The sequence below is a fragment of the Streptomyces sp. NPDC046465 genome (assembly GCF_040646035.1).
Classification (GTDB): domain Bacteria; phylum Actinomycetota; class Actinomycetes; order Streptomycetales; family Streptomycetaceae; genus Streptomyces.
Window position 1 is genome coordinate 1 of the sequence record NZ_JBEYZK010000048.1, and the last position, 25038, is coordinate 25038.

Genomic DNA, 25038 nt, shown 5'->3' on the forward strand with positions numbered 1-25038 from the left:
GTCTCGGGGGTGGGGGCCGCGGGCGCCCTCCCGTAGGGCGGCGCAGACCTAGGTCTGCGCAGACCTAGGACTGCGCGGTTCTGGGCCTGCGCGGTTCTACACCGGCCCTAGCCCCTCGGGGCGCGGCTCGGGGGCCCTTCCCGGGTAATCCCTCGATCGTAGGAAAGTCGGTTCGGCGTAACGGTTCGCCTGAATCGCCGCCGCTTACCGTCCGGACATGACGGTGCATACCCGGGTGTCGGTCGCGGAGTCCCCGGCGATCCAGGACCGGCCGCAGGTCACCGAACTGCGCCTGTCCGCATTCGCCGGGCACCGCGCCGCGGTGCTCCCGCTCGGCCCGATGACCTTGCTCACCGGGCCGAGCGGCAGCGGCAAGTCCAGCGCACTGGGCGCGTACGAGTCGCTGGCGCGGCTCTGCGCGGGGGCGGAACTCTCCGAGGTCTTCGCGGACCCCGTCGCCTGCGTGCCCGAACGCGCCCGCGCCGACCTGCAACGGCGGCGCGGCTTCCGGATCGGCTGCACGGTCGACGGGCCCGCGGGGGCCGTCCGGCTCGACCTCGCCGTGCAGGCCGAACCCGAACTGCGCGTCGTCGGCGAGCGGCTGACCCGAGGCGGACTCGTCCTCCTGGAGACCGCGCTGCGCGATCCCGGCCGACGCGTGGTCCAGGCGGCCTGGCACACCGCGGGCACGGTGCCCGTGACGCGGGCCCCGATGCCGGACGACCGGCTCGGCACGGCGCTCGTACCGCTGCGGGTGGCGGGGAAGACCGACGGGCAGCGCCTCGTGCTCGCGGCGGCGGAGCAGGTCGTGGTCGCGCTGCGCTCGGCGTTCGCCTGTGACCCACGGCCCAGCCGCATGCGCGCCCCGGTTCCGGCGGGACTGATCGGCGCGGGCCGTCTACTCGGCGGCTGCGACAACCTCGCCGAAGTGCTGTGGCGGACCCGGTCGGAGTGTGCGGTGCGCCACGGAATGCTCGTCGCGGCGGTGCGCTCCGGGTGTACGGGGCCGGTCGCCGATGTGCTGGCCGAGGAGGGGGCGGACGGCGCGGTGCACGCCTTCGTCGACCGGGGGTGCGGGGTGCGGACGCCGCTCGGGCAACTCGGGGACGGCGAGTTGCGGTATCTGGCCCTGTCCCTCGTCCTGCTCACCGGGCCCGGCGTGCTCGCCGTCGACCCGGTCGCCGAGGTGCCGCAGGCCTACCAGACCCTGACGGTCCTCGCCGACGCCCTTGACCGGCGTCTCGACGTCCGCCAGGTCCGGGCGCTCGGCGAACTGGCGGCCCGCACCTGTGCGCGCGGACACATCCGGCTGGTGGGGGCGGTGTGCGACGCGTCCTGGGCCACCGGCGCCGCGGGCGCCTCGGTGGTAGACCTGGAGTCGTGACAGAACGAATTGACGTGGCGGTACTGCAGCGCAGGCTGGCCGAGTTCGCGGCGGCGCGCGACTGGGAGCAGTACCACACCCCGAAGAACCTGGCCGCCGCGCTCAGCGTGGAGGCGTCCGAACTGGTGGAGATCTTCCAGTGGTTGACGCCCGAGGAGTCGGCGCGGGTGATGAAGGACCCCGACACGGCGCCCCGGGTGGCGGACGAGGTGGCGGACGTCCTCGCCTATCTGCTGCAGTTCTGCGAGGTCCTGGGGATCGACGTGCTGGCCGCGCTCGCGGCGAAGATCGAGCGGAACGAGCGCCGCTTCCCGACGCCCGAAGGCCCCTGAACCTCCGCTTCCGGTACTTTCGTCACTCTCCGGAGTGGATGGCTTGGCCAAGCTCGACTGGTTGTCCACAGATTTCCGGCCCGCCCTGGCTTTTCGCCCGGATGAGTATCACTCTGGGTAGTGGACAGGGGAGTTCGGGCAATCGTGCGGTGAGTGCGCGCGGGATGGAGGGGCCGGGTATGAACGCGATGCGGCTCATCGAGGCGAACCGCCGCGCGCTTGCGCGCAGTCAGGAGCCCGCGGACATCGTCGTGGAGGTCTGGCAGTCGCAGGCCCTCGCGCAGGCGATCGGCGGTCACCTCGCGGTAGCGGGCCCTCCTGAATTACGGGGCGAGGCGCTGGGCCTGAGCGAGGTCGGCGGCAGAGCCTGCGGGGTGCTCGACGCCCCGCGCCTGGGGACGGAGGACATACGGGCGGCGCGGCTGACGGGGACCGGCGACGCCCATGAGGTCCTGCTCGGACTCGGCAGGCTCCTCGGCGAGGTGGGCATCGCGCTCGTCGGCGTGGCGATGAGCGCGGAGGACGAGGGGGTGTACTGGCAGTGCATGGAGGCGATCGACGCGGCCGACGAGTCGAGGGACCGGGTCATCGAGATGCTGCGCAGGCTCGCGGTGCGGGAAGAGAGCCTGCCCCAGCCCGACTCGGCGGCGGGCCCGTCATGAGGCGGCTCCGTGCCGACCCCGCCGATCGGCAGGGTCGCACAGATCGCACAGATCGCACAGATCGCACAGATCGCGCAGGCCGTACAGATCGCGCAGGCCGCACACGTCCCGGGGGAGCGCCGGTGCTGTCAGTAGCGGCCGGGCCCGTCGCCGCTCTGCGGACGGACACCCGGGGCGGAGGCGCTGGGGGCGGGGGTGCTCGGGGCGGAGGCGCCCGACGAGCGCGTGCCGGGGGACGTGGACTGCTGCAGATCGGCGTCGAGCTGGGTCAGGTCCGCGTTGAGCGCTGCCATCAACTCCTCCATCTGCTGCAGCAGGCCCTTGGGTGCGCCCTGCTGCGCGGGCACGGGCGCATCGTGTGCGGCCTCCTGCTCGGGCACGGCTTCCTGGGACATGGCGGCCTCCTCGGCCCTCGCCCTCCCACAGAGGGAAGGCAGTTGACGCAGCGACGCACCGGCAGCGACCGCCGGTGCGGGTGCCGGGCGGCCCGGCTCCGCACGAGCCAACGATCACCCGGCGGGCGGGGTCACTGGGCCGGGCGTGCGCCACCGTCGTGTTGACGGGTTTTCACCCGACCGGGGTGGTGGGAGATCGGCGGGACCGGCGGGGTTGACGGGTGCTCAAGCGTGCAGGATGGAGCCATGGATCTTCGAATCTTCACCGAGCCCCAGCAAGGGGCCACCTACGACACCCTGCTCACCGTGGCCAAAGCCACCGAAGACCTCGGCTTTGACGCGTTCTTCCGCTCCGACCATTACCTCAGCATGGGTTCCGCGGACGGCCTGCCGGGGCCGACGGACGCATGGATCACCCTCGCCGGACTCGCCCGTGAGACCAAGCGGATCAGGCTCGGCACGCTCATGACCGCCGGTACGTTCCGGCTGCCGGGTGTCCTCGCGATCCAGGTGGCCCAGGTCGACCAGATGTCGGGCGGCCGGGTCGAACTGGGCCTGGGCGCGGGCTGGTTCGAGGACGAGCACAAGGCGTACGGCATCCCCTTCCCCAAGGAGAAGTTCGCCCGTCTGGAAGAGCAGCTGGAGATCGTCACCGGCCTGTGGTCGACGGAGGTCGGCAAGACCTTCAGCCACGACGGCAAGCACTATCAGCTCACTGATTCCCCGGCCCTGCCCAAGCCCGCCCAGCCGAAGGTGCCGGTCCTGATCGGCGGCCACGGCGCGAAGCGCACCCCGCGCCTCGCCGCGCAGTACGCCGACGAGTTCAACATCCCCTTCGCCTCGGTCGAGGACAGCGAGCGGCAGTTCGGGCGGGTCCGCGCGGCCGCCGAGGAAGCTGGGCGCAAGGGCGGCGACCTGGTGTACTCCAGTGCGCTGGTGGTCTGCGTGGGCAAGGACGACGCGGACGTCGCCCGGCGTGCGGCGTTCATCGGCCGTGACGTGGACGAGCTCAAGGCGAACGGTCTGGCGGGCTCGCCCGCCGAGGTCGTCGACAAGATCGGGCGGTATCAGGCGATCGGCGCGAGCCGCATCTACCTGCAGTGCCTGGACCTCTCCGACCTGGACCACCTGGAGCTCATCTCCTCGCAGGTGCAGTCGCAACTGTCGTAGGCGACCGACCGGACCCGGCACTCGACCGGACCCGGCACTCGACCGGACCCGGCACTCGACCGGATCGGCCGACCGACCGGTCCTCATACGTGACCGCCGGGCTCACCCCTCCGGGGCCCGGCGGTCACTCCGCCCCTGGCTACTCCACCCCTGGCTACTGGCCGCCGGTCGAGCGGCCGAAGAACTCCAGCTCGGCGACGGCCACCTGCCGCTTCTTGCCCGCGCCGTACGCGGAGCGCAGGACCATGCGGGCGCTCACCGCGTCCCGTACGCGCACGTCGACCTTCTGCACGCCGCCGTCGTTGATCCGGCGGTGCATCGTGTGCACCTTGCCCGCCGAGTCGCTGACCACCAGGTCGAACTCCATCGGCCTCGCCTGCTCGGCGGCCTGCGCGCTGCGGGGCGACGTGCCGGGGGTGATCAGCAGGTTGAGCAGATCGGTGGGCTGGCCGAAGTCGGCCTGCAGCCACTGGCCCGCCGCGTCGCCCGCGTAGCCGGTGCCCCACCAGGTGTTGGCGTAGCCGTCGAAGGCGAGCTTGGCCGCCTGCTTGGGGGCGGAGTGCGAGGCGCTGTAGTCGGTGGGGTGGACGGGGACCCGCTTGGCGAAGTGGTCCTGGATGGCGCGGGCGGCGGGCGGGCCGCCGAAGATGCCGCCGACCAGCAGGCCCGCGACCACCGCGATGCCCACGGCGCGGGCGATCCAGCGGGTGCGGTCGCGGTGCAGCCGGGGGCGCTGACCGGCGTAGGGGCCCTCGGCGGACGGGCCGTGGGAGTCCCTGAGGGGGTTCGCGCAGCTGCGGCAGAAGTGCCGACGGGGAGCGTTGGGCGTTCCGCAGCTCGGGCACGGCGTGCCGGACTCGGGCTCGACGGGCACGGCGGCCTGCCGTACGCGGGGCCGTGCCGCCTCGGGCCTGCCCGGCAGCACTCCGCCGGGGCTCTCCGGCGGCGCGATGGCGTCGGAGGCGTCCGGCACCGGCACGAGCAGGGACCGGATGGCCGTGTCGGAGGGGGACGACGAGGAGGGGGCGGGGGAGGGCGGGGACGTGGGCGCCGGGGAGGGCCGCGAAGGGGCGGGCTCCGCCGGGCCGTTGGGGAGCGGGACGGTGGTGTCGGTGGAGCCGGGCGGGCCCGCGGGGGTGTTCTGCGGCCGGGGCGGGGTCGGCGGTGCCGCCGGGGTACCGGCGGTCCTCGGGTCCACCCGGTCCGGGCGGTGCGCGGCGGGCGCGCCGTCGGCGGCGCTCGACGGGCCGACCGGCGTGGCCGGGGTGTCCCAGCGGAGGAAGGCGCCGCAGGAGTCGCAGAAGGACTGGCCGTGCAGGCGGGCCGGGGTGCCGCACTCGGGGCACGGGGGCGTGTGGGAAGGGGAGTTCGGCATGTCGTCCATCTCGGGCTGCTCGGGCATGGCTAGGTCCCTTCAGGGGCAGGTGTGGCGGTCACCTCGGCCGTGAAGGGGAGGTGGGCGGGGCGGGCCGCAGCGACGACGGACCGCAGGCGGTGCGGGTCCACCGATGCGGGGTCGCGTACGCGCAGGGCCACGTGGAGGCCGGGGCGCGGGGTGCCGGGGAAGGCGCCCAGCGGGCGCGAGGACCAGGTCGCGCCGCCGCTCTCGGTGATCTCCGGCCGCACGCCGAAGGCGAGTTCGACGGCGGCGGACAGGCCGCGGCGGGTGCCGCGGACACGGTGCAGGTTGACGGCGGAGGCCACGGCGTGGCGGCGCAACGGCAGTGCCTCCGTGCCGTCGAGCTCCGTACCGACCCAGTCCGCCAGCCAGTCGACGAAGTCCTCGGGCGCCAGGGACGGCGTGAAGTACGCGTCCAGGCAGTCCAGGACGGTGAAGACGGGCGCGAGGACCACATCGAGGCCGGAGACGAAGCGCAGCACGAAGTCGTCGTCGGCGAAGACGGCGGGCAGTTGCTCCCCGATCGGATGAGCGGAACCGAGGTCCGGCACGGACTGCCGTCGCGAGCCCGGCGGGGTGCCGGGCGCCGTTCCCTGCTTGCGCAGCCGCACGCTCTCGGTGCCCGCCGTCATCGTGCCTCGATCACGCGGACGCGGTGGTCGAAGGAGAAGAGGAGGGCGGACGGGGCGAGTTCGATGCGGTCGGTGGCGTCGCCGCGGCGGCCGGTGAGCGGGTCGGCGGGGTGCAGGAGGACCTCGTCGACCAGTTCCACGCCAGGGACCCGCTGCAGCGCGGCGAAGATCTCGCCGGCCCGCAGCGGCCTGCCGAACGGCCAGCCCTCGCCGTGCGCGCCGCCGGTCAGCGGGTCGAGGTAGGCGTACAGCGCGTCGAGCGCCTCGGCCCGTACCCGCTCGGCCTGTGCGGCACGGAAGGAGTGCAGCGTGGCGACCACGGTGACGCCCTGGTAGTAGGGCGGCCCGACCGAGAGGCGGGTGCCCAGCGGGCGGCGGTCGTCGAGGAAGTCGGTGACGCGGGAGAGGAGTTCCTCGCCGGGCACCAGCTGCTCGAAGCGGAGCCGTCCGTCCCGGTCGGCCACCGCCTGGGGGACGACCAGGACGCGGACCGCGTTCTCACCGACCTCCGCGGACTCCGCTGCCAGGCAGTGGATCCGGGCCGTCTCGGGGGCGGCCCGCCGGGCCAGCTCCTCGTAGTCGCGCGCCGTCACCGCCCGCTCCTGCGCGCGCAGCGCGATCGGCGCCCTGACCTTGGCCTCCTGCACGGTCTCGCCGTCCACTCCGCCGCGCGCCGCCTCCCGGTTCTCCACGCGGGCGACGTACGGGATGGAGCTGCGCAGGACCTGGATCGCGCTGCGGGCCACGTTGCCCGCGCGGCCGCCGCCGGTGCGGTAGCGGGTCGCGCGGATCGCCGCGCCCTTGCCCGGCACCGCGCCGAACTGCCGCAGGGTGCCGTCCGGTTCGCGCACCGCGGGGCCGAAGGCTATCTCGCCGGTCGCCGCGTCGAGCGTGACATGGGGGTCGTACGGGCCGGACGAGGCGAAGTTGTCCACGACCTGCCACGCGTGCCAGCCCGCGTCCTCGCCGTCGGAGACCTCAAGGAGCAGCGGCGGCCGGTCGGCGACCACCGGCGCCTGGGCAAGGCGTACGCGCTGTCCGGGCACCCCCGTGGAGTCGCCGAGCATCTCGTCGCTCACGACGTCCGCGTGGGCGACGACCGTCGTGCCGCCGATGGTGAACGCGGACGCGGACCGCACGGTCGGCGACGCGCTGTAGAACGGCTGGCCCTTGGCGGCCTCGGTCACCCGGCAGCGCAGCCAGCCCGCCTCCTGCCGCCCCAGGCGGGAGACGATGTGACCGGCCGGGACGTGCAGGACGACCTCGCCGGGCCGGTTGAGGCCACCGGTGGTGTCCTCGTCCACCTCGCACTCGGTCCAGCCGTCCGCGGTCCACGCCTCCCACACCAGCGGAGGCTGGCGCGGGTCGACGCCGACGCCGTCCACCCGGCTGTCCAGCTCCAGTACGGCCGCGCAGCGCGGCACCGCGGCGCTGAGCCCGAAGAGCAGGGTGTCGCCGGGCCGCGGGGAGGTCGCGAAGACCGTCACGTCACGCCCGCCGAAGACGTCCTGCCCGCAGTCCTGCGGCGTGCCGCCCTCCTCCTGGCGCAGCACGGCCGCCAGTTCGCAGGGGACCACGGTCAGATCGCCCTCCGTCGCGAAGGCCACCGCCTCCTCGGTCTCGGTGCGGCTGGTCGCCACCTCCGTCCCGGCGGGCAGGACCACCGGCTCGGTCTGCGGCGCGGACAGCCAGAAGGTGACGTCGGCGCGGGCCGCGGAGGGCGGGAAGAGGGTCACGCCGAGCAGGTCGAGGAAGGCCAGGTGGTTCTTCTCGGGCACGCGGTTGAGGCGGTAGACGATCTGGTCGGCCATGTGCGCGACCGCCTCGACGAGGGTGACACCCGGGTCGGAGACGTTGTGATCGGTCCACTCCGGACAGCGCTGCTGGATGTAGCGCTTGGCGTCGTCGACGAACTGCTGGAAGCGCCGGTCGTCGAGGTGGGGGGCGGGCAGGGCCATCGGACTTCAGACTCCGCTCTCTGATTCCGTGGACGGGATCACATAGAAGGGGAAGACGAGACTGCGCGGGTTGTTGGTGCCGCGCACGCTGTAGCTCACGTCGATGAACAGGACGGACGGGTCGTCGGGGGCCGGGCTGACCTCGACGTCCAGGACTTCGATGCGCGGTTCCCAGCGGTCGAGCGAGGACCGCACCTCGTACCGGATGCGGCCCGCCGTCGCCTCGTTGACCGGCGCGAACACCATGTCGTGCACGGCACAGCCGAACTCGGGACGCATCGGGCGCTCGCCCGGCGCGGTGGCGAGCACCAGCCGGATCGACTCCTCGATCTCGCGCTCGCGCCGCGCCAGCGCGATGCCCCCGCCCGCGTCGATACGCAGCGGGAACGTCCAGCCCGCGCCGACAAACTGCTCACTCATCTCCAGCAACCCCCTCCGGGCGCATGTCCCTCACCATCCTCAGGGCTCCTAGAACGGAATGCCGTTGCGCAGTACGGCCGGTGCGCTCAGCGCGACCGTGGCCGGGGAGCTGATGGCCGCCGCGGCGCCCGCGTTGACGGCCACCGCGCCGACCGCGGTGACGGAGACCGCCCCGACGGCGTTGACGGCCACCGCACCGGCCGACTTGAGGCTGACGACACCGGCCGCGTTGATGTCCGCCATGCCGCCCGCGTTGACCCCGAACTTGGCGCCTGCCTTGATGTCGACGGCCCCGCCCGCGCTCATCGTCAGCGAACCGCCCGCGATCAGCGACAGGTTGCCGCCCGCCCGGATGCTGACGTTGCGGGTGCCGGAGATCGACACGGAACCGTCGCTGCGGATGGTCACACTGGTCTTCGCCTCGTCCATGTGGACGGTGAGACGGCCGTTGCCCGTCTGTAGCCGGATCCCGCTCTTCAACCGGGTCTTGGCGTCCACCATCTCCATGATGTGTCCGCTGCGCGAGGAGATGGACCGCCAGTTGACCTTGCCGCTGGTGCGGTCGATGGGTTGCAGCCCGTCCGTGTTGGGCGTCGGCTTGTCGATGCCGTTGTACAGCCCGGCAAGGACGTACGGGTGCTCCAGCGAGCCCCGGTCGAAGGCGACGAGCACCTCGTCGCCGACCTCGGGCATCATCAGGCCGCCGCCCCGCACTCCGCCCAGCTGCGCGATGCGGCACCAGTCGCTCTCGTACGTGTCCGAGAGCCAGGGGAAGCGCAGCTTGACGCGGTTCAGCTTGAGCGGGTCCTTGGCGTTGCTGACCAGCGCGTTCGCGACGCCCGGCATCGTCGGTGCGGCATCCGCGCCGCCGGAGGCGAGCCCGTACAGCGAGCGGAACTGCCGTCCCGAGACGGTCAGCCACGTCGTGAACGGCCGCCCCGACTCGAAGAGATGACGGACCCCGGTCGCCGTGTACTTCCCCTCGAACGGGAACCCGGCGCCCTTCAGCGCCACCGGCTGCCCCGGCTTCAGGTCGGGGTTGCCGGTGACGGCGACCTCGACCTCGGCGAAGGACCCCGCCACGTCGTCGGCCAGCGACCGGGCGGCGTGCGTGACCTGGGCCTGCGTGGTGTACGGGGTCTCGGTGGCCGTCAGCGTCGCCTTGCCGAACGGCTTCGAGAGCTGCGCGGGCGTGATGTCGGCGACGATGTCCTTGCTGCTGATGGCCGGGGACTGCGCGGACAGGGGACGCTTGGCCCGCATGTTCCAGCCGCGCACCCCGGCCTTGGAGACCTGACCCGCGGCGGTCACCGCGACCCGGCTGTGCTGCGCGTTGTGCCCGAATTCGAGCACGTACGGGCTCTGCGCGGCCGGCGTGGTGTCGGACGGGGCGCCCGCGGCGGGCTTGAGCTTGGCGAAGCGCAGCTTCCCGTCCTCGTCGAAGGACAGGTGGGTGTCGTTCTCCTGGGCGAGCCGGGACAGGAAGTCCCAGTCGGTGATGTTGGGCTGGGTGGCCAGTTCGTAGACCGTCGGCGTGGAGTCGATCTTGCCGATCTTCAGGCTGTTCAGACCGGCGAGGCGGCGCACGATGTCCGAGGCCGTCATGTTCGGGTAGCCCTGCACGCGGCGGTTGCGCAGCAGCCGGTGGCCCGGGTCGTAGCCGCGCACGACGAGCGATTTGCCGCCCGCGTCGGCGTCCACCTCAAGGGCGGTGACCTCACCGGTCAGCATGGGCTTGCCGCGCCGCCCGTCGGTGAACGGCGAGAGCACCGCCTTGGCGCCCACCTTGATCTGCGGGAACTTCTCCAGGATGTCTCCGCCGGTGTCGGCGAAGGTCAGCTGGAAGGCGGACGGCACGTTGACGCTGGAGTCCACCCAGCCCTCGACGAGCAGCAGGGCCAGCTTGTCGGGCAGGGCGGACCCGCCGATCTCGGCGTGCAGGACGCTCGTATACGTCTTCTCGGTCATGCGGACTCCACGTCGGCGGGGGTGGGGTGTGCCTCGTCGGCGGCGGGCAGCAGCAGCTCGGTGCCGGGTCTCAGCCGCATCGGGTCGTCGATCTCGTTGGCCTCGGCGATCAGCCGCCAGCGGGTGGCGTCCCCGTACTCCCGCCAGGCGAGCGACGCCAGCGAGTCACCGGCGACGGTCCGGTGCACACGGCGGGCGGAGAGCGCGCCGGAGGTCGGGTTCTGCCCCTTGGTGGGCATCGCCACTTCGGTGAGCGCGAGCGAGCAGGTGGCACGGATCGGTTCGCCGGTCGGATTGAACAGGGTGTACGTGGCGCTGACGTTGGTCACGTACGCCACGAACTGCACGGTGTTGAACGACCCCCACGAGAACCGCACCCAGGGCGGCGAGGGCCGCTTGGAGGTGAGGCTCTGCGGGGTCACTTCGCAGCAGGAGAGCAGCATCTCGACCTGCTTCTGCACCTTGCCCGAGTTCGGGGTGCCCGAGGAGTCGAGGAAGACCTCCAACTGCAGGGTGGCGGGGGCGGAGCCGGTGAACTTGGGCGGGGCGCCGCGCGTGTAGGCGACGGCACGCTGCGTGCGCCACTCGGCGGAGCGCCCCATCTGCAGCTGCGTCGGGTTGAACTGGAACTCCACCTCGCCGATGCGCCCACCCATCGACCCGCCGAGGTCGGTCGGCGGCTGGTGGATGGCGAGCGCGGCGCGGACGAGGCTCGCCCCGGCCTTGCCGCCGGTCGGCGCGGCCATCTCAGGCACCTCCCGCGTCGGTGAACCCGTGGTGCGCGATCTCCAGGGTCTCCGTCGCCACGGCCGGACTGTCCGGACTGAGGCTCGGCCCCTGCCAGCGCACCGGCAGCACCTCGACGAGCCCCCACTGCGCGACGATGGAACCGTCTGCGCGCAGGGCCGCGATCTGCGCGGTGGGCCGCGAGATGCCGGTCGCGATCGACGAGATCCAGGAGGCCACGCGCGAGGTGTCCGCGGTCAGCGGCCGGGTGAGGCGGATGGTGGAGAACGTCACGCGGGTGGGCAGCTGCCAGACGAACCCGTTGTTGCCGCCCTCCTGCCGCTGCTCCACCTCCACCTCGGAGGCCAGCCCGTCGCAGCCGTTGAAGAGTCCGAGGTCCTGGCCGTCGATGGTGAGCTTGAAGAAGACGGTCGAACCTGGGTCCTGGGTCGAGGGCATGGGCTACTTCCTGGGTTCTCTGCGGAGGTGGTGCGGACGGGGTGGGGCGAGGGCTGTGGCAGTCTCAGCGACCGTGATCGCGGAGCCGCCCGACCCGCTCCCGGTCGCTGCGGAGCTCCGCGCGGAGCAGGCGCGAGAGAGGGGCCAGGAGGCGTCGGGCCAGATCGTCGAGTTCGGCGGGGCTGGATTCGGAGGCGGGGGCGGGGGCGGGGGCGGAGCCTGAGTGGGCCGCGGCGGCCGGGGTGGCGGGATCGGACTGCGCGGACGCGTTGCCTCCGCCGGTACTGCCCGCCGTCGTGTCGGCGCCGGTGCGGGCGACGGTGACGGGCTGCCGGGGCGCGGCGGCGGCAGGCTGTGCGGGCTTGACGGGTGCGGGGGCGGGGGCCGGTGGTTCGGGGGTAGCGGCCTGGCGCTGCACGGGCGCGGTGGGCGCCCGGCGGACGGTCGACGGGCGTACGGGGGCCTGGGCGGCCGGTGTCGGGGCCGGTGCCGCGGCCGAATGGCGTACCGCGGGCTGAGCGGGAGCGACAGCGGCCGCGCGCCGCTGGGCCGGGGCGCCGGGCTTCCCGAGCGGGACGACGACCGGGGCGGCGGGCGCGGGGGCGTGACCGTTCCCGGACCGCGGCCCGGCGCCGCCCGCGGAGCGCTGGAGAGGCACGGGGCCGGGGACGGGCGCCGCCGGGGTGGCCGGGCCGGAGGGGGCGGGCGTCGGCCCACCAGTCGCCGTCGCCGTCGCCGAGGGCTGGACGGAGAGGCCCCGGGAGGGAGCGAGGGGGCGAGGATGAGCGGCGCCGCGCTCCGCAGGCCGGTAACCGCCGGGTGCGATACGGCGGTTGACCGGGACTACGGGGAGGGGCTGCGGCTCGGGGGTGGGCGCCGGGAGGGGAGTGGGCTGGGGGGTGGGTTCGGGGGGTGTGACGGGGGTTGTGATGGGGGCTGCGGCGGGGGCGGGGGCGCCGCTGGTTTCTGCCTGCTGGGTCTGGGTCTGGGTCTGGGGCTGAGGCTTCGGCTGGGTCTGGGGCTGGTTCTTCTGCGCCTGAGCCTTCTGTGCCTGAGCTTTCTGAACGGGCGTGACCGGCGCGCCGATCGGGCTCCGGCGGGGGCGGCCCTGCGGCGCCGGGGTGGCGGGCGCGGGAGGTGCGGAGGGTGCGGCAGGCGCGGTGGGCGGCTGACTCACGGGCTGGCTCAACGGCTGGCCGAGGCCCGGACGAGGAGTGGCTGTTGCCGCGCCGCCGTCGTCCTGCGCGCGCCGGACCCGACGTACGAGAGGCCGCCGCTGTACGGGCTGAACGGGGGAATTCGCCCGTACAGCGACGGGGTCGGGGGCCGCGGGGGCGGTATGCGTCCCCGGACCGGCGGGGGACACCGGCCCGGGGACATCAGCGGGCAGGACACCGGTGGAGGCGTCCGGCGCGACGGAGGCGGGCGACGCGGCGGGCGTCATCCCGACGGGATACAGCTTCCGCTGCGGCACGACGGCGGGCACCGCTGCGACGAGCGGAGAGCGCCCTGCCCGCCGCGACCGCTGCACTACGGGTACGGAGCGGGGGCTCGCCGCCTGTCCATCGCCCGTTGCCGAGTCGCTCGGGGCGGTGGCGGGGGCGGGGGCGGGGGCGGAAGCGGGAGCAGGGGCGGTCCGGGCACCGGTGAGCGGAGCGGTCTTGGCGGCGCTCGACGCTTCTTGGTGCGCTGTACGCGTACGAGTCTGCGGCTGCGGTCCGCCGGACTCGACCTGGCGCTGAACGGGCGGTTGACCCGCCTCGGTGACGGGTGCCTTGTTGCCGGTGGCGGGTTGAGCAGCGGAGGGGGACGACGTCCTTTGGACAGGAGGCCCGGCCGAGGCAGCAGGCGAGCTCGGAGTGGCAGGTCCAGCCGGGGCTGCGGCCGAGCGCCGGGCAACAGGCGTGGTCGAGGCAGGAGACGGGCTTGAGTCAGCGGACGACTTCGGAACGAGAGGCACGACCGGTACGGCAGGCGCAGTCGAGGCGGCGGACGAGCGCGGGGCAGCGGGTCCCGCTGAGGCGGAAGCCGAGGACGACCTTTGGACGGGCGGTCCAGCCGAGGCAGAAGTCGAGCCCGGCGCCGCAGGCGCAGTCGAGCGCGGGGCAGCGGGTCCTGCGGAGGCCGACCTTTGGACGACAGGTCCAGCCGGGGCAGCGGATGAGCTCGGAGCGGCGGGCGCAGCTGCGGCCGAAGTCGAGCGCGGGGCGGCGGACGAGCGAGGAACTACAGGCGCAGCCGGGGGAGAGGACGGGTTCGGGGCAGCGGGCGCAGCCGGGGTGGAGGACGAGTTGGGGGCAGCGGGCGCAGCCGAGGCAGAGGTCCGGCTCGGGGCGGCAGGCGCCGCCGAGGCGGAAGGGGAGCCGGAGGCAGCAGGCGAGCTCGGAGCGGCAGGTCCCGCGGAGGCGGAAGCCGAGGCCGACCTTTGGACGGGCGGTCCAGCCGAGGCAGAAGTCGAGCCCGGCGCCGCAGGCGCAGTCGAGCGCGGGGCAGCCGAGGCGGAAGGAGAGCTGGAGGCAGCGGGAGAGCTCGGAGCGGCGGGGCTCGCCGAGGCGGCGGACGACCTCCGGACAGCAGGTCCGGCCGGAGCGGCAGGCGAGTCCGGGGCGGCAGGCCCCGTAGAGGCAGAAGCCGACCTTCGGACAGCAGGTCCGGCCGGGGCGGCAGGCCCCGTCGAGGTTGGGGCCGAGGGCGACCTTCGGGCAGGCGGTCCTGCCGGGGCAGCAGATGAGCTCCGGGCAGCGGGCGCCGCCGACGCCGAAGGAGAACCTGAGGCAGCAGACGAGCGCGGGGCGGCAGGTGTAGCAGGGGCAGCGGACGGGTTACGAGCGGCAGGCGTGGCCGGGGCAGCGGACGGGTTAGGGGCAGCAGGCGCAGCCGAGGCAGCGGACGACCTCTGAACAGCAGGCGCCGCCGGAGTGCCGGAAGCTCCCGAAGTACGGGACGCCCCCGGAGTACCGGAAGTCCCCGAAGCACGGGACGCCCCCGGGGCAGCAGGCGCAGCAGCCGCAGCCGACCTCTGCACCGCAGGCCCAGCCGACGCGGAAGGGGCGGAGGGGGCGGGAGAGCCCGACGAGCCGGACGAGCCGGACGAGCCCGATGAGCCCGACGCAGTCGACCGAGGCGAAGGCCCACCGAACGTAGGCCGCGACGGGGCGAAGGCAGGTGCCGCCCCGATCGCCCCGATGCCCCCGATGTCATCGGAGACCGCGGCCTCCGACTGCCCCCGTACCGGAAGCCGCAGCGCCGGCAGGTCGAGGTTCCCCGGGCTGCCGGCCACCGGCGTGAGGACGTCGCGCAGCAGGCCTCCGGGCGCCGAAGCCCGTACCGCATGGCCCAGCTCCCCGCCGAAGGACGGGTTCTGGTGCGTGGCGAGCAGCGCGCCGAAGCCGTGCTCCGAGACCGTCCGCGGCGCCGCGAGCACGCGCTGCACCGGCGGCACGGTGGCCCACCCGCCGTCACGAACGGCACCGCCACCAGCAACCGGAGCACCGGCGTCAGCCCCGGCACCCGCCGAATCCGCCGCACCCGGCTCCGGCGAGCCCGCGACACCCGTACCCGGCACCGCCGCATCGCTCGCGTCGCCCCGCGATCCCCGCCGCCACCTGAACAAGCCCATCACTTACCTCGACTCACCGACCGACTGCCGCACCTCACCGACCTGTCACTGCCTCGCCTCCGCCTGTTCCACCAGCCTGGCGGTCCGCCCTACGTACGCGCGCCGGTCCGCGTGTTCGAGGTCGAGGATGTCGTCCATGCCCCAGTGGAAGTGGTAGGCGAGGTACGCCACTTCCTCCTCGATGCGGTCGGCCGCGTACGTCACGATTCCCCCAGGCGGCTCCCGGCCAGCTCCACCTCGAAGGACTCCGAGCAGTGCGGACAGGCCACAGCCGCGCGGGTGTGGCCCTCCGCGTTGATCTGCCGGTAGAAGTCCTGCAGGAAGGCCAGGTCGGAGGCGAACATGTTCTCCACCGTGCCGTCGTGGACCAGGGCGAGCGTGCCGAGGCGGGTGATGACCCGGCCGAGGAGCACCACGGACAGGTAGGCGGGGTTCTCGCGCACGCGGACGTCCCGCAGCGGCACCAGTTCGTCGCGTGCCGTCGCGAGCCGCATCGCACCGTTGCGGTGCACGGTGCCGGACTCGTCCACGAATCCGCGCGGCAACTCGAACTCGAACTCCGTCCGGAGCGGTTCGCGGGTGTCCGTCACGGCACCAGGAACCGCTCCCGCCACTGCCCCCGGCGCCGCCGGGCCTTCGCGCCGCATTATTCGATGACCAGCTCTTCGAAGACGATGGTGACCTGCTCGGTCAGGGCGGCGGCGTCGCCGGCCTTGACCCCGCTGGTCTCCACCTTGCTGCACCAGGCGGCGCGCAGGTTGTACCGCTTCACCGGGTTGTTCTGGTAGTCCATCATCATGATCGTGGCGTTCTTGCGCGCCGAACCCATGTCACCCGCGATGGACTTGTTGATCCACTCGCTGAAGACGGGGCTCTGCGTCATGCCGCGGGTGACGGTGCACTCGCCGGCCTTCTTCACGCCGGGCATCTTCTTGACGACGGGCTTGCCGTCGGCCGACACCTGCTGGTACTCGATGACGTCCTGCTCCATGGAGAGGCCGCTGACCTCCTGCAGGTACTCGACCATGACACCGTCGATCTGCAGGCCGAAATTGTGGGTAGTGAGAGCGTCACCGGGCTGAAGGGACAAGGGGGTTCACTCCTGTTGCGGTTCTTGCGGATGGCTGAAGGGCGGTTCGTGCGGCGGGCTCTCTACTCCTCGAGCTCGCCGCCACCGCCGGAGAACTGCGCGAGCCGGAAGACCACGAACTCGGCGGGCTTGACCGGCGCGATGCCGATCTCGCAGACGACCCGGCCGAGGTCGACCGACTCGACGGGGTTGGTCTCCGCGTCACACTTCACGTAGAACGCGTCCTCGGGGCGGGAACCGAACAGTGCGCCCGAGCGCCACTCGTTGACCAGGAACGCCGAGACGTTGCGGCGGATGCGCGCCCACAGGGCCTGGTCGTTGGGCTCGAAGACGACCCACTGGGTGCCGATGAGGATCGACTCTTCGAGGTAGTTGAAGTAGCGGCGGACGTTCAGGTAGCGCCAGGCCGGGTCGGACGCCATGGTCCGCGCGCCCCACACCCGGATGCCGCGGCCGGGGAACGCGCGGATGCAGTTCACGCCGACCGGGTTGAGCAGGTCCTGCTCGCCGCGGGTGATCTGCAGCTCCAGGTCCACGGCGCCGCGCACGATCTCGTTGGCCGGGGCCTTGTGCACACCGCGCTCGGCGTCGTTGCGGGCCCAGATGCCGGCCATGTGGCCGGACGGCGGCACGATCACCGACTGGCCGGAGGCCGGGTCGAAGGACTTGATCCACGGGTAGTACAGGGCGGCGTAGCGCGAGTCGTAGCCGGCGCCCTCCTGCCGCCACTGGCGGATCTGGCGGGCGTTCATCGACGGCGGCGGGTCGATGATGGCCATGCGGTCGCCCATCAGCTCGCAGTGCGAGATGAGACCGAGCTGGACCGCCTTGACCTGCTCCTCGTCGATCAGGCCCTGCTGGTAGGCGGCCATCAGGTCCGGCACCGCGACCATGTTGACTTCGTCGAGGGCCTCCAGGCCACCGAAGCCGGTGCGGTCCGCGGAGTCACCGATGAACTGCTTGGTCTCCACGCGGGACACGGCACCGTTGGAGGCGGGCACGGCCGGGGGCGCGGCCTTCGGCGGCGCGAGCGTCACGGTCTGCGCGTCGGGCTTGGCGAGCTGACCCGCCGCGGCCTCCTCCAGGACGATCACCTTGGAGCGCTGCTTGACCTGGGTGACGACGTAGTTGCGGGCCGTCTTCTTCGTGCTGACGTCGAAGCTCTCGACGACCTTGTCGCCGTCCTTGACGATCAGCTTGAAGCGGTCGGCAGCGCCTTCGCCCTCGCCGTCCTGCACCTCGACGGTGAGCGCCCCGCCGTCCGCGCTGCCCGCGGTGAGCGCGGACACGCTGAAGCCGCCGAGCGCCACGGGCTCACCGGCGGTGAGCTCCTTGGGCGCCTGCGCGGGGGCCGCGGCGGCGGGCTGGGGAGTTCCGTCGGCGTCGGTGCCGCCCACGCGCACGATGTACGCGGCGGAGCCACCGTTGTTGAAGAAGCCGTACACGGAGTGCGCCAGGTAGTACCCGTCCGTGAACTCGCCGAACGCGGCCACGTACTGCGACCAGTTGGTCACCAGCGTCGGCTCGTTGAGCGGTCCCCGCGGCGCCAGACCGACGAAGGCCGCCACCGAGGTGCCGACCCCTTCGATGGGACGCGAACCGCTGGCGACTTCCTCGATGTAGACGCCGGGGGACAGGTAGTTGGGCATGCTGCTGTGCTCCAAGGTTCGAGGGCGAGCGGGACCGGCGCACAGCCGGCACGGATTCGTACCGTGTCGACGATGTCCCACGCGCGCACCGGTGCGTAGAGACGGACGGACGTCAACGAGGGCAGAGGGCAGTGCCCGTTCAGCCGCCCGGGGAAACCTTCCGGTCGGAACAAGCGGTGCGGTGCGGGGCCGGACGGCGGCGGGCCGCCGCGGGTTGCCCGTCCGGTCACAGCGATCGGGGACGGGTCCGCGGCGCCCACCGGCCACGGCCGGATGTGGCCGGTCCGTGGCGCATATGCCCCGCCCCCGGTGTCGGCAGCGTCAATACCTGGTCAACATGGGGGTCCATGGCCCCCACGGTGAGGGGGGACCTCTGGGGCTGACGTAACGTTTGGTGCGTCCGGCCATCCTCGGTCGGTACGAACGGGCACTTCGCGGTGCGTCACGGGGCAAGGGGTGCGGGCTGACAATGCAGGGCGACGCGGATGACGCGGGCGGCAGGGCGGACCGGAACGGTGAGGACGGAGCCGGCCGGGACGCCCCGGGCGGAACGCTGTGGTTCCAGGTCCTCGGACCGGTGCGGGCCTGGCGCGACGGACACGCCCTGGCCCTCGGCCCGCCGCAGCAGCGCGCGACGCTCGCGGCGCTGCTGCTGCGCGGCGGACACCCGGTGTCCGCGGCCGAGCTGGTCGACGCCCTGTGGGGCGAGGAGCCGCCACTGCGGGCCGTCGGCACGCTGCGCACGTACGTCTCCCGGCTACGCGCCCTCCTCGAACCCGACCGGCGCGCCCGCGAACCCGCGAGGCTCCTGGTGTCGGCGGGCGACGGCTACGCCCTGCGGCTGCCGAGCGGCTCCCTCGACGCGAGCGAGCTGGAGGACCGGGTCGCCGCCGCGCGTGCGCTGCGCGCCGCCGGTGAACACGCCGACTCCTACGCCGAGTTGACCGCCGCCCTCGCCTTGTCGGACGGCGCCCCGCTGGCCGGCCTGCCCGGCCCGTACGCCCGGCGCCAGCGGGACCGGCTCACCGAACTGTCCGTCTCCGCGCAGGAGGAGTTCTTCTCCTGCGCGCTCGAACTGGGCTGTCACGGCGAGACGACCGCCCCGCTCGGCGTCTTCGCCGCCGAGCACCCGCTGCGCGAGCGCGCCCAGGCCCTCCTGATGCTCGCCCTGCACCGCGGCGGCCGCCGGGCGGACGCCCTCGCCGTGTACGAGACCACGCGCAGGACGCTCGCCACCGAACTCGGCGTCGACCCGGGCAAGGACCTCACCACGCTGTACGAGGGCCTGCTGAAGGGAGCCCCGCTCCCCGAGGCCGCCGCCGCGCGGCCGGGGCCGCTGCCCGCACCGCTGCGGGGCACCCGCCCCGCCCTGTACGCGGTGTCGCCGCCGCGCGTCGGCGAACAGCGCCCCCACATATCCGGCCGGAAGCGGCCGGGCGAAGGGCCGGGCCGGGCGCAGCCGCCCGCCGGGCCGAAGAGCGTAGGGGACGACGGGAGCGTGGGGGACGACGGGAGCGTGGGGGGCGACCGGAGCGCGGGGGACGACGGGAGCGCCGCCCCGAGCCCTGCGGAACACCCCGCCCGCCTTCGGCCCCCGCTCCCCGCCGTGGCTCGCGCCGACCGTCACCTCCCTCGCCCCCTGCCCTTGCCGATGGGCACGGACCGCCGCACGGACCGCCCGGCCCGGCCCCTCGACGGCACGCCCCCGCACCCCCTGCGCACCCCCGCCCCCGCCCCCCTTATCCCCGCCCAACTCCTGCCCGACGTACCCGACTTCGCCGGACGGGCGGCCGAGGCGCGACTGCTGACCGAGACGCTGCGCACCGCCGCCTGTGGCAACGCGATGGCCGTGGCCACGCTCACCGGCCTCGGCGGCGTCGGCAAGACCGCGCTCGCGGTGCACGTGGCACACGCCTTACGGGACGAGTTCCCCGACGGGCAGCTGTACGTGGATCTGCGCGGCGCGGATCCGGCGCCCGGCGTGGACAGCGGCTGCGCGCTCACCGGATTCCTGCGCGCGCTCGGCGTGCCCGAGAGCGCCGTGCCGGACAGCCTCGACCAGCAGACCGCCCTGTACCGCTCGCTCCTCGCCGGGCGCCGCGTGCTCGTCCTCCTCGACAACGCGCGCGACTCCGCCCAGGTGCGGCCTCTGCTGCCCGGCACCCCGGGCTGCGCGGTCCTGGTGACCAGCCGGTCGCGGACCATCACCCTGCCCGGGGCGCGGCTCGTCGACGTCGAGACGATGGACGAGCCGCAGGGGCTCGGCCTGCTCTCCGCCATGGCCGGCGCCGCGCGGGTGGCCGCCGAACCGGCCGCCGCCCGCGAACTGGTCGCCGTCTGCGGCGGCCTTCCCCTCGCCGTCCGCATCGCCGCGGCCCGGCTCGCCGCGCGCCCCGGCCGCTCCGTCGCCGACCTCACGGCACGGCTGCGCGACGAACACCGCAGGCTGGACGAGCTGCGGGTGGACGACCTGGGTGTCGAGGCGAGCTTCCGGCTCGGGTACGAAGCACTCGAACCGGAGCTCGCGCACGCCTTCCGCATGGTCTCCCTCTGCTACATGCCGTCGTTCTGCCGGGGCGCCGCGGGCGCGCTCCTCGACGTGGCCGACGACGAGGCGGAGGCCGTGGTGGAACGCCTCGTCGACGCCGGGCTCATGGAACTGCACGGCGAGGACCGCTACCGCTTCCATGACCTGGTGCGGCTCTTCGCGCGTCGGCAGTGCGAGCGCGAGGAGAGCGCCGCGGACCGCGCCGCGGCCCGGCTCCGCTTCCTCGACTACGTCCTCGCCACCGTCATCACCGCGATCCGCCGCACGAAACCGCACAGCGTCCTGCCCCAGCTCCTGCACGTCCCCGACTCCGCGGGCAAGCCGCTGCCGGACGAGACCGCGGCGCGGGACTGGCTGGTCGTCGCGCACTCGCGGCTGTGCGACGCCGCGGAGAACGCGCTGCGGCACGTATCGGATCCGGTGGGTGACACGGCCACCGCGGGCGACGCGGGCGACGCGTCCGACGGGCCGCCCGGTCTGCGCCCCACCGTCGACCTGCTCACCGCCTGGTCCCACCTCGTGGCAGGCACCGCCCGCCACCGGGACCTGGAGCCGCTCGCCGAACTCGCCCTGCGGACCGCACGCGCCCACGGCGACGACCGCTCGGCGGCCCGCGCGCTGCGTCTCCTCGGCGCCCCGCACTACGGCACCGAGACCTACGACCGCGCCGAACGCGCCCTGCGCGAGAGCCTGCGCCTCGCCGCCTCGGCCGGTGACCTGCTGGTCGGCGCCGAGGCCAGCCACGAACTCGGCATCGTCCTCATGGGAGTCGGCCGGTACCAGGAAGCGCTGGAGCAACTGCGCCTCGCGTACGCCAGATTCGGCGCACTCGGCGGGCACGGCGACCGGGTGCGCATCCTGTCCCACCTGGCGCGGGCCTACATCTGCCTGGGCCGGCGCGGCGCCGCGGACACCGCGGTGGTCGAGGCGGAGCGCCAGGCGCGGCAGTCGGGCAGCACGTCCACGCTCGCCCACGTCCTCTACCAGGCGGGCTGCACACTGCTGCGGGACGGCAGGGCGGCCGGGGCCGCGGAGCGGCTGCGCGAGGCCCAGCGGCTGCACGGCCAATCCCTCGACCCGCGCTGGGAGGCGCTGTGCTGGGCCCGCCTCGCCTACTGCGAACTGGCGCAGGGCCGCCCCGGCGCGGCCATGAAGAGCGCGGACGCGGCCCTCGCGGTGGAGGGCGAGCTGGGCGACGCGTTCTGCCACGCGCTCGCGATGGCCGCGCGCGGCCAGGCGCTGCTGGCCCTCGGCGACCTCGAACGCGCCAGAGCCGCGCTGCGGATCGCCCACCGGGTGATGGAGCGCCGCGGTGCCTCGGAGGCGGCCGACATCGCCGCCCTGCTCTCCCACTGGCAGCCGCATTCGGGGGTGCCGGGCCCGGTCCTTTCGGCGTACGGCTGAGACGTCGCGCGCCGTGCGCAACCGGACCGGGCCGGCAGGGCCGTTCGCGAGGGCAGGGCGGGCTGCCCCTGACGTCGCCCTTTCGTACAAGGAGAGGCCCGGTGGTGCGCTCTACCGTGCCCGTATGACGTGGTGGAACTCCCTTGACCCGGCCGCGGTGACCGTGGACCCCGGTGGCCGAGCGACCGTACGGCTTCGCATACGCAATACGGGAGACACCGTCGAGGAGTACCGGCTCGGAGTCGTCGGCACCGCGGCGGGCTGGTCCCGCGTCGAACCGGAGATCCTGCGGCTCTACCCGGGCAGCGAGGGCACGGCCGAGGTCTCCTTCGCGCCGCCCCGCTCCCCGGACGTGCAGGCGGGACCCACCCCGTTCGGCATCCGCGTGGAGCCCCGCGAGCAGCCCGAGTCCCGCGACGTCGTCGAGGGCCAGGTCACCGTCACGCCGTTCTCGGAGGTGCGGGCCGAGCTCCTTCCGCCCACCGTTGTCGGACGGTTCCGCGGCCGGGCCGCGGTCGCCGTCGACAACCTCGGCAACACCCCGCTGACCGCGACCATCGGCTTCCGTGACGACGCCGACCGACTGATCTTCGACGTGACGCCCACAGCGATCCAGGCGGCCCCGGGCCGCGCCGTGTTCGCGAAGGCCACCGTGCGCCCGCAGCGGGTGCGGTGGACGGGGCCCGCGCAGGCGCACCCGTTCACCGTCGCCGTGCGCCGCTCCGGCGACGAGCAGGCCCACGAGCTGCCCGGCAGCTTCGACCAGCGGCCGGTCCTGCCCCGCGCGCTGCTCGCACTCGGCAGCGTGGTCGCGGCGCTCTGCGTCGCCTCCGCGGTGATCTGGTTCTCCTACGCGCCCAAGTTCAACGGGTCGGCCCGCGAGAACCAGGCCGACGCCGCGCCCGCCGCGGTCCCGCAGGGCGGCGAGAAGGCCAAGCTCTCGGATGCCCCGCCGCCGCCCAAGGGCAAGGCGGACGGCGGCGGTTCGGGCGGCGGGGGAGCGGACACCGGCTCCGGCGGCGGCAGCGGTTCGGGTGGTTCGGGCGGAGGCGGCGGGGACGAGGGCGGCTCCACGGGCGGTTCGTCCGGCGGCGGAGGCGGCGGCGGTGGTGGTGACAGAGCGAAGTCGGGCGGCGGCGGTGAGAGACCCCGCAGCGGCCCGCCCTGGCGACGCGGCTACCGGTCCGACGTCGTCGTCGAGTACGCCCAGCGCCGCCTCGCGGCCCTCGGCTCCCGCAACCCGTGCAACCTCACCGGCGACTGGACACCCGGCGTCATCGATTCCAACACCGAGGCCAAACTGATCTGTTACCAGAAGGCCGTGGTCCGCACCGGCCGGAGCTCCGGACACAACAGCGCGCAGATCTTCGAGACGGATCCGCAGGGCACGCTCGGCCGGGCCACCCTGACCTCCCTGTGGGCGCAGGGCATCCGCGCCGACGACGTCCGGTCCGGCGCCGACAGCTGGGAGGTCGTGCAGTTGCAGGCGGCGTTCTGGTGGGCGTCGCAGGCCGGCATCAGCGACAAGGACCTGGACCGCGACCGGGACTACGCCGAGCACGGCGTCTCCTACTTCAAGCACGGCGGCAAGCCGCCCACGACCGCCCGGTACAACAGCAATACCGCGGCCCACATCAAGGAGTACCAGGTGTCCGTCGGCCTTCCGGCGACAGGCGTCGCCGACAGCGCCACCTTGCAGGCGCTCGTCGGCGGCAGCGTCAACAACCCTGGCGTGGCGGGGCGGTGAGCGGCATGTGGACTTCGCTCGAACCTGCCGCGACCAGCGTGGAGCCCGGCTCCACCGCGAACGTACGGCTGCGCGTGCGCAACACCGGCGACACGGTCGAGGAGTACCGCCTCCAGGTGGTCGGCGCCACGGCGGGCTGGGCCCGCGTGCAGCCCGACGTGCTGCGCGTGTACCCGGGGGCCGAGGCGACCGCCGAGGTGCACTTCGCGCCGCCGCGGACCTCGGACGCCCAGGCGGGCCCGACGCCGTTCGGCGTGCGGGTGCAGCCCCGTGAGAACCCGCAGACCACGGACGTGGCCGAGGGACAGATCACCGTGGGCCCGTTCACCGAACTCCGTTCGGAACTGCTTCCGTTGATCGTGCGGGGACGGCTGAGCGCCAAGGCGTCGGTGGCCGTCGACAACCTCGGCAACCAGCAGCTGACGGCCTCCTTCTCCGGGCGCGAGAACGGCGAGGAGCTGGAGGTCGAGACCGAGCCGGGATCCGTCCAGGTCAACCCCGGCCGGGCCGGCTTCGCTGACCTGCGCATCAAGCCCGGCGCGGTGAGCTGGGTCGGCGGCACCCGCAAGCACCCGTTCACGCTCTCCGTGCTCCGGGCCGGGGTGCCCGAGCCGGTGGAGCTGCGCGGCACGTACGTGCAGCCCTCGGTGATCCCGCGCTGGGTGATGGCGGTGTTCTCGGTCCTGTTCGCGCTGCTCCTTGCCTTCGCCGTGATGTGGTTCCAGCACAAGCCGGCCATGTCGACCCAGGCCAAGGAGAAGCCGGGCAGCCAGGAACAGCTCCCGCAGGGCGACGTGAAGCCCGCGCCGAGCCCGTCGGCGAGCCCCAGCAAGGAGGAGAAGAAGGAGGAGGAGCCCCCGCCGCCGGCCGAGGACAAGGACGACGCGCCGAAGGGCGGCGGAGGCGGCGGCGGCGGTAAGAAGGACGACAAGCCCAAGGGTCCCAAGACGCACACGATCCAGGCGGGCAGCGGCTGGTACCTGGAGGTCAAGCAGGGCGAGACGGCCGACGGCACCTACGTCGGGCAGAACCCCGCCCTCTCGGACGAGTTCGGCAAGAACCAGGACTGGATCCTGCACCACTACCCCGAGTCCGACACCTACGCCCTGGAGCCCGCCAACGCCCCGGGCGCGGTCCTGGACCAGAAGGTGGACACGAACATCGCCCAGATCTTCCACGCGCCGCCGGAGAACATCAGGACCGGACGGCTGCCGGGCAACCAGAAGTGGAAGCTGGAGAAGCGTCCCGACGGCCTGACGCGGATCGTCGCCGTCGGCTCCGGTGAGTGCCTCGTCGACATGCAGAACGACAAGAGCGCCGTCACGTGGAAGTGCGACGACAACAGCAAGAGCATGGGCTGGCGGCTCTCCGACTGGCCGTAACAGTCGGACTGGCGCAACAGCCGGAGAAGAGGGCGATGCCGAAGCAGGCGGCGGCCCGGTCGCGGTCGGCGTGCGGGTCGGTGGAGGCGATGTA

General features: G+C 73.6%; 20 protein-coding genes. 7 read left to right on the forward strand and 13 right to left on the reverse strand.

All coding sequences use genetic code 11. The features are described 5' to 3' along the window. Positions 1–217: 217 nt before the first annotated feature. The 3 genes from ABZ953_RS38205 to ABZ953_RS38215 all read left to right on the forward strand — a co-directional run bounded on the left by ABZ953_RS38205 (position 218) and on the right by ABZ953_RS38215 (position 2378). Positions 218–1384 (forward strand): ATP-binding protein, encoded by a 1167-nt coding sequence (locus ABZ953_RS38205; RefSeq protein WP_361733941.1) that lies wholly within the window; start codon positions 218–220, stop codon positions 1382–1384. Next, positions 1381–1716: a nucleotide pyrophosphohydrolase gene (locus ABZ953_RS38210; RefSeq protein WP_361733943.1), complete on the forward strand. Its 336-nt coding sequence runs from the start codon at positions 1381–1383 to the stop codon at positions 1714–1716. Before ABZ953_RS38205 ends, ABZ953_RS38210 begins: the two co-directional genes overlap by 4 nt. Positions 1717–1895: 179 nt before the next feature. Then, positions 1896–2378 (forward strand): DUF6099 family protein, encoded by a 483-nt coding sequence (locus tag ABZ953_RS38215; protein ID WP_361733945.1) that lies wholly within the window; start codon positions 1896–1898, stop codon positions 2376–2378. 128 nt (positions 2379–2506) lie between these two features. On the opposite strand, the gene ABZ953_RS38220 is transcribed toward ABZ953_RS38215, so the two are convergent. Further along, complete coding sequence (locus ABZ953_RS38220) at positions 2507–2773, reverse strand: hypothetical protein (RefSeq protein WP_361733947.1); 267 nt, start codon at positions 2771–2773, stop codon at positions 2507–2509. Between the two features lie 246 nt (positions 2774–3019). On the opposite strand from ABZ953_RS38220, the gene ABZ953_RS38225 reads away from it, so the two are divergent. Continuing rightward, positions 3020–3943, forward strand: a complete 924-nt coding sequence (locus ABZ953_RS38225) for an LLM class F420-dependent oxidoreductase (RefSeq protein ID WP_361733949.1) — start codon at positions 3020–3022, stop codon at positions 3941–3943. 154 nt (positions 3944–4097) lie between these two features. Here the strand turns inward: ABZ953_RS38225 and ABZ953_RS38230 are convergent, their stop codons facing one another. From ABZ953_RS38230 to ABZ953_RS38285, 12 genes are all read right to left on the reverse strand, one after another. Then, positions 4098–5345, reverse strand: coding sequence for a zinc ribbon domain-containing protein (locus ABZ953_RS38230; RefSeq protein ID WP_361733951.1), 1248 nt, complete (start codon positions 5343–5345; stop codon positions 4098–4100). Positions 5346–5347: 2 nt separating this feature from the next. Continuing rightward, positions 5348–5974, reverse strand: coding sequence for a phage tail protein (locus tag ABZ953_RS38235; protein WP_361733953.1), 627 nt, complete (start codon positions 5972–5974; stop codon positions 5348–5350). Beyond that, a complete protein-coding gene (locus tag ABZ953_RS38240; protein WP_361733955.1) occupies positions 5971–7932 on the reverse strand; it encodes a putative baseplate assembly protein in 1962 nt (653 codons plus the stop codon). Before ABZ953_RS38240 ends, ABZ953_RS38235 begins: the two co-directional genes overlap by 4 nt. A 6-nt stretch (positions 7933–7938) precedes the next feature. Beyond that, entirely contained in the window at positions 7939–8352 is a 414-nt protein-coding gene (locus ABZ953_RS38245) for a GPW/gp25 family protein (RefSeq protein ID WP_361733957.1), read from the reverse strand. 48 nt (positions 8353–8400) lie between these two features. Continuing rightward, positions 8401–10320, reverse strand: coding sequence for a VgrG-related protein (locus tag ABZ953_RS38250; protein WP_361733959.1), 1920 nt, complete (start codon positions 10318–10320; stop codon positions 8401–8403). Then, positions 10317–11066, reverse strand: coding sequence for a LysM peptidoglycan-binding domain-containing protein (locus tag ABZ953_RS38255; RefSeq protein WP_361733961.1), 750 nt, complete (start codon positions 11064–11066; stop codon positions 10317–10319). Before ABZ953_RS38255 ends, ABZ953_RS38250 begins: the two co-directional genes overlap by 4 nt. Before the next feature lies 1 nt (position 11067). After that, entirely contained in the window at positions 11068–11505 is a 438-nt protein-coding gene (locus tag ABZ953_RS38260) for a phage tail protein (protein WP_361733963.1), read from the reverse strand. Between the two features lie 64 nt (positions 11506–11569). After that, entirely contained in the window at positions 11570–12163 is a 594-nt protein-coding gene (locus tag ABZ953_RS38265; protein WP_361733965.1) for a hypothetical protein, read from the reverse strand. Positions 12164–15169: 3006 nt separating this feature from the next. Continuing rightward, positions 15170–15328 (reverse strand): DUF6760 family protein, encoded by a 159-nt coding sequence (locus tag ABZ953_RS38270; protein ID WP_361733967.1) that lies wholly within the window; start codon positions 15326–15328, stop codon positions 15170–15172. Next, entirely contained in the window at positions 15325–15771 is a 447-nt protein-coding gene (locus ABZ953_RS38275) for a hypothetical protein (protein WP_361733969.1), read from the reverse strand. The genes ABZ953_RS38270 and ABZ953_RS38275 overlap by 4 nt, the downstream gene beginning before the upstream one ends. Then, on the reverse strand, positions 15771–16214 hold the full coding sequence (locus ABZ953_RS38280) for a phage tail protein (RefSeq protein ID WP_361733971.1): 444 nt from the start codon (positions 16212–16214) through the stop codon (positions 15771–15773). The genes ABZ953_RS38275 and ABZ953_RS38280 overlap by 1 nt, the downstream gene beginning before the upstream one ends. Positions 16215–16276: 62 nt before the next feature. After that, a complete protein-coding gene (locus tag ABZ953_RS38285) occupies positions 16277–17863 on the reverse strand; it encodes a phage tail sheath subtilisin-like domain-containing protein (protein WP_361733973.1) in 1587 nt (528 codons plus the stop codon). A 469-nt stretch (positions 17864–18332) separates the two neighbouring features. Between ABZ953_RS38285 and ABZ953_RS38290 the strand changes: the two genes are divergently transcribed. From ABZ953_RS38290 to ABZ953_RS38300, 3 genes are all read left to right on the forward strand, one after another. Continuing rightward, positions 18333–21815, forward strand: a complete 3483-nt coding sequence (locus ABZ953_RS38290) for a BTAD domain-containing putative transcriptional regulator (RefSeq protein WP_361733975.1) — start codon at positions 18333–18335, stop codon at positions 21813–21815. 124 nt (positions 21816–21939) lie between these two features. Next, on the forward strand, positions 21940–23562 hold the full coding sequence (locus ABZ953_RS38295) for a peptidoglycan-binding domain-containing protein (protein ID WP_361733977.1): 1623 nt from the start codon (positions 21940–21942) through the stop codon (positions 23560–23562). A gap of 5 nt (positions 23563–23567) precedes the next feature. Further along, positions 23568–24944: a hypothetical protein gene (locus tag ABZ953_RS38300; protein ID WP_361733979.1), complete on the forward strand. Its 1377-nt coding sequence runs from the start codon at positions 23568–23570 to the stop codon at positions 24942–24944. Positions 24945–25038: the final 94 nt, after the last annotated feature.